Raw genomic sequence first — 4,526 nt, forward strand, 5'->3', positions numbered from 1 at the left:
CGGACGGCCTGAAAGGCCGCGCCGGGACCCAGAACGGCGTGCGCTGGACTCTGGGTCCCGGCGCTTCAGCCTGCGTGCGCAGGCTTACGGCCGGGATGACAGAGAAAATTTGTATTCTGTTAACCCGAGTTCGGAGCCCTGTCCCTTGGGGCGGCGAGCTTGACGCCGGGCGGGCGAGCCGCCAACGTACTTTCCGCACCCACGCAAACCCGAACGCAGGAGGATCATGTGATGACACCCATTGCCCCAGCCCTTCGTCGCGTCGCCGTGCGGGTTGCCTAGGCAGCCGATCCTGCCTGGAAAAGACAGGGTTTCGCGGTCGACGCCGGATTGGCTCATGACCGCAAGGAAACCCTGACATTGAACATCCCCAACGGGATCTCCGCCTACGGGTGGACCGACACGCTCCAGCACGACTTCCAGCCCCACGCCGACCACGCCCTGGTTCCGGCCCGCGTCATCGTCCAGCAGCGCAACCACTACCGGCTGGCCACCGACGCCGGCGAGATCGAGGGGCGGATCTCCGGCCGCTTCGCCCATGAGGCTCTGGACGGCGGCTATCCGGTCACCGGCGACTGGGTGGCGGTGGAGCTGAAGGGCGACGCCGCGGTGATCGCCGCCATCCTGCCCCGGACCACCGCCTTCACCCGCATGGCGGCCGGCACGGCCAAGGCGATGCAGGTGGTGGCCGCCAACGTCGACATGGCCCTGCTGGCCGCCTCGCTGAACGCCGATCTCAACCTGCGCCGGCTGGAACGCTACCTCGCCACCGCGCTGGAGAGCGGGGCGCGGCCGGTGTTCCTGCTGACCAAGGCCGACGCCTGCGACGACGTCGAGGGCCTGACCGCCCAGGTCCGCGCCATCGCCGCCGGGGCGCCGGTGCTGGCGGTGTCGGTGCGCACCGGCCAGGGGCTGGCGGAGCTCGGCGACCTGCTGGCGCCCGGCCGGACCGCGGTGCTGCTGGGCTCGTCGGGGGTCGGCAAGTCGACGCTGGTCAATGCCCTGGCGGGCGCCGAGCGGATGGCCACCAAGGAGATCCGCGAGGACGACGCCCACGGCCGGCACACCACCACCCACCGCGAGCTGATCCTGCTGCCCACCGGCGCGCTGATCCTCGACACGCCGGGGATGCGCGAGCTGGCGCTGTGGGACGCCGAGGCCGGGGTGGCGGCGGCCTTCGCCGAGATCACCGCCGAGGTCGAGGCGATCGCCCAAGGCTGCCGGTTCCGCGACTGCGCCCATGCCGCCGAGCCCGGCTGCGCGGTGCGCGCGGCGCTGGCCGACGGGACGCTCGACGCCGAGCGCTGGCGCAGCTTCGGCAAGTTGCGCGGCGAGCTGGCCCACGAGGTCCGCAAGGAGGACCCGGCCGCCGCGGCCCAGGCCCGCAAGGTCTGGATCGCCCGCAACAAGGCCGGCCGGGCGCGGATGAAGGCCAAGCGGACCTACGACGACGGGTAGGGGGATGAAGGGCAGGTGGCCTGGCTCAGTCGTCCTCGCGCCGGGCCTGGTCGAGGGCGCGGCGGGCGCGTTCGGCCTGCAGCTTCGCCAGGGTCGTCTCGGCCTTGCTGCGGCCGAAGCGGACGCGGTTCTCGGCCGCCTTGGCCTTGGCGTCGGACGCCGCGCGGGCCTTGCGCGCTCGGTTGATATTGATCGGATCGGTCATTGAAGAAACTTCACCACAGCCTGTCTCGTTACCCAAGCCTCACGAGCCTCAGGAGTACGAGACATGATCGAAGCCACAGCCATTCACGAGCATATGGACGTCGTGGGATCCGACGGGGGCCACGTTGGCCGGGTCGACAAGGTGATGGGCCAGGACATCGAACTGACCAAGTTTGACCTGGCGGCCGGCCTCAAGCACCACCTGATCCCGCTGAGCTGGGTCGAAGGGGTCGATGACGACACCGTGCGGTTGAGCCTGACCAAGGGCGCCGCCAAGGCCGCCTGGCGCGAAAAGCACTGAGGCCAGGGCGCGGCCCGGCGGGCGCCGGGCCGCGCAGCCCGCTATCTGACCGCCGCGCAGAACCGCTGGATGCGCGCACAGGCATCCTCCAGCACCGCGTTGGAGGTCGCGTAGCTGATGCGGAAGAACGGCGACAGGCCGAAGGCCGCGCCGAACACCACCGAGACGCCTTGGCTCTCCAGCAATTCCACGGCGAAGTCGGCGTCGCTGCCGATGACCTTGCCGGAGGGCGCGGTCCTGCCGATCAGGCCCTCGACGGAGGGATAGACGTAGAACGCCCCCTCCGGCGTCGGGCAGTGGATGCCGCGCGCCTGGTTGAGCATCGAGACCACCAGGTCGCGGCGTTCCTCGAACAGCCTGGCGTTGGGTTTGATGAAGTCCTGCGGCCCGTTCAGCGCCTCCACCGCCGCCCACTGCGAGATCGAGCAGGGGTTGGACGTGGTCTGGCTCATCACCTTGCCCATCAGCCTGATCAGCGGCTCGGGGCCGGCGGCGTAGCCGATCCGCCAGCCGGTCATGGCATAGGCCTTCGACACCCCGTTCATGGTCAGGGTGCGATCGTAGAGCTCCGGCTCCACCTGGGCGATGGTCCAGTAGTCGAAGTCGCCGAAGATCAGGTGCTCGTACATGTCGTCGGTGAGCACCCAGACATGCGGATGGCGCAGCAGCACGTCGGCCAGGGCCCGCAGCTCGGCCTTGGCATAGGCCGCCCCCGACGGGTTGGACGGCGAGTTCAGCAAGAGCCAGCGGGTGCGTGGCGTGATCGCCGCCTCCAGCTGTTCGGGCTTCATCTTGAAGCCGGCCGCAGCCGTGGTCAGCACCGGCACGGGGGTCCCGCCCGCCAGCCGCACCATGTCGGGATAGCTCACCCAATAGGGCGCCGGGATCACCACCTCGTCCCCCGGGTTCAGGGTCGAGACCATGGCGTTGTAGATCACCGGCTTGCCGCCGGGCGAGACGTTCACCTGGGACGTCTTGTAGGTCAGGCCGTTCTCGCGGGCGAACTTGCCGACGATGGCCTCCTTCAGCTCGGGGATGCCGTCGACGTTGGTGTATTTGGTCTTGCCGTCGCGGATCGCCCGGATGGCGGCGTCCTTGATGTTGTCGGGGGTGTCGAAGTCGGGTTCGCCGGCCGCCAGCGAGATGATGTCGCGGCCCATCGCCTTCAGCTCGCGACCCTTCTGGTCGGCCGCCAGGGTGGCGGACGGCTTGACGCGGGCAAGCGCGGCGGATTCGAGCGACATGGCGGACGAGGCTCCTGGAGGTTCAGGGCGGGAGGAACGCGCCGGGGTTTAGCCTAAGCCGTCGCCGCGGTGAACCCGGCGCGTCGCGGCGCGGCTTGACCCTTGCGGGTCAATCGGCGACCTCAGGTCGGGTGACCCGCCGACTCTTCGAGTTCCTGTCCAACATGGACGCCCAGGCGTGGCGGACGCTGGCGGTGTCCTTCGGGCTGTTCGGCGGGGTGGGGCTGGTGTTCCTGTTCGGCGCCCAGGTGCTCGGCTTCAACGGCGAGGCGACGGTTCAGGGGTGGCTGGACGCGGTGTCGGGACCCTGGTCGCTGCCGGCGGCGGTTGTGGCCTTCGCGGCCCTGGCGTTTGTCGGCGTGCCGCAGATCATGCTGATCGCCGCCGCTGTCGTGGCTTTTGGGCCGGTCACCGGGTTCACCTACAGCTGGATCGGCACGATGGTCTCGTCCCTGGTGGGCTTCTACCTTGGCCGTAGCGCCGGCGCGAAGGTGCTGGAGCGCTTCTCCGGGGCGGGGGTGAAGCGGTTCACGCACCTGATCGGCCGCAATGGCGTCCTGGCCAGCTTCATCGTCCGCCTGGTCCCCTCGGCGCCCTTCATCGTGGTCAATATGGCCGCCGGCGTGACGCCGATGCGAGTGGCCGACTTCGTGCTGGGCACCGCGCTGGGGATCGTGCCGAAGATCGTGCTGACCGCGTTTGCCGGCGGGTCCATCATGCGACTGATGAACGGAGACGTCGGCAAGGACGCCCTGTGGCTCGCGCTGATCGTGGGGCTCTGGATCGGCATCGGCTGGGTGGCGCGGCGATGGCTGCGCGGCCGCGAGGGGGATTGATGCTCAAGCTGTTCTCCGCCACCGGTTCCTGTTCGCTGGCCTCGCACATCGCGCTCGAGGAGGCGGGCGCCGCCTATCAGCTCGCCCGGATGAGCACGCGGGATGGCGATCAGCTCAAGCCGGAGTACCTGGCGATCAATCCCCGGGGCCGTGTGCCGGCCCTGGTCACCGACCGTGGCGTGCTGACCGAAACCCCGGCGATCCTGGCGTTCATCGCCCAGAGCTATCCGCACGCGGGGCTGGCGCCGCTCGACGATCCCTACGCCTTCGCCCGGGCCCAGGCGTTCAACAGCTACCTGTGCGCCACCGTGCATGTGGCCCACGCCCATCGGCACCGGGGCTATCGATGGGCCGACGATCCCGCCGCGCTCGCCGAGATGACCCGCAAGGTTCCTCAGACGGTCGCCGCCTGTTTCCAGCTGATCGAGGACGAACTGCTGGCCGGCGGTGCGCAAGGTTCTTGCCGAACTGGCGTCCTGAGCC

The 4,526-nt window shown here is 69.6% G+C and carries 6 protein-coding genes; 4 read left to right on the forward strand and 2 right to left on the reverse strand.

Annotation, left to right across the window (positions count from 1 at the left end; all coding sequences use genetic code 11):
* Nucleotides 1–360: 360 nt before the first annotated feature.
* Nucleotides 361–1,458, forward strand: coding sequence for a ribosome small subunit-dependent GTPase A (gene rsgA / locus RMN86_RS10420; protein ID WP_309605780.1), 1,098 nt, complete (start codon nt 361–363; stop codon nt 1,456–1,458).
* A 25-nt stretch (nt 1,459–1,483) separates the two neighbouring features.
* Here the strand turns inward: rsgA and RMN86_RS10425 are convergent, their stop codons facing one another.
* Entirely contained in the window at nt 1,484–1,663 is a 180-nt protein-coding gene (locus RMN86_RS10425; protein WP_309605781.1) for a DUF4169 family protein, read from the reverse strand.
* Nucleotides 1,664–1,726: 63 nt separating this feature from the next.
* Here RMN86_RS10425 and RMN86_RS10430 point away from each other — a divergent pair, with 63 nt between their 5' ends.
* Complete coding sequence (locus RMN86_RS10430; RefSeq protein ID WP_309605782.1) at nt 1,727–1,963, forward strand: DUF2171 domain-containing protein; 237 nt, start codon at nt 1,727–1,729, stop codon at nt 1,961–1,963.
* A gap of 41 nt (nt 1,964–2,004) precedes the next feature.
* On the opposite strand, the gene RMN86_RS10435 is transcribed toward RMN86_RS10430, so the two are convergent.
* On the reverse strand, nt 2,005–3,207 hold the full coding sequence (locus tag RMN86_RS10435) for a pyridoxal phosphate-dependent aminotransferase (protein ID WP_309605783.1): 1,203 nt from the start codon (nt 3,205–3,207) through the stop codon (nt 2,005–2,007).
* 131 nt (nt 3,208–3,338) lie between these two features.
* Between RMN86_RS10435 and RMN86_RS10440 the strand changes: the two genes are divergently transcribed.
* A complete protein-coding gene (locus RMN86_RS10440; RefSeq protein WP_309605784.1) occupies nt 3,339–4,043 on the forward strand; it encodes a TVP38/TMEM64 family protein in 705 nt (234 codons plus the stop codon).
* The coding region (locus tag RMN86_RS10445) for a glutathione S-transferase (RefSeq protein WP_309605785.1) at nt 4,043–4,526 on the forward strand (484 nt) is incomplete at its 3' end. The genes RMN86_RS10440 and RMN86_RS10445, both read left to right, overlap by 1 nt.

The sequence above is a fragment of the Phenylobacterium sp. genome (assembly GCF_031360265.1).
Classification (GTDB): domain Bacteria; phylum Pseudomonadota; class Alphaproteobacteria; order Caulobacterales; family Caulobacteraceae; genus Phenylobacterium.

What these genes read in the sequence shown, in the direction of transcription:
- RMN86_RS10435 (WP_309605783.1), bottom strand. Translation starts at nt 3,207, where the DNA reads ATGTCGCTCGAATCCGCCGCGCTTGCCCGCGTCAAGCCGTCCGCCACC.
- RMN86_RS10430 (WP_309605782.1), top strand. Translation starts at nt 1,727, where the DNA reads ATGATCGAAGCCACAGCCATTCACGAGCATATGGACGTCGTGGGATCC.
- RMN86_RS10425 (WP_309605781.1), bottom strand. Translation starts at nt 1,663, where the DNA reads ATGACCGATCCGATCAATATCAACCGAGCGCGCAAGGCCCGCGCGGCG.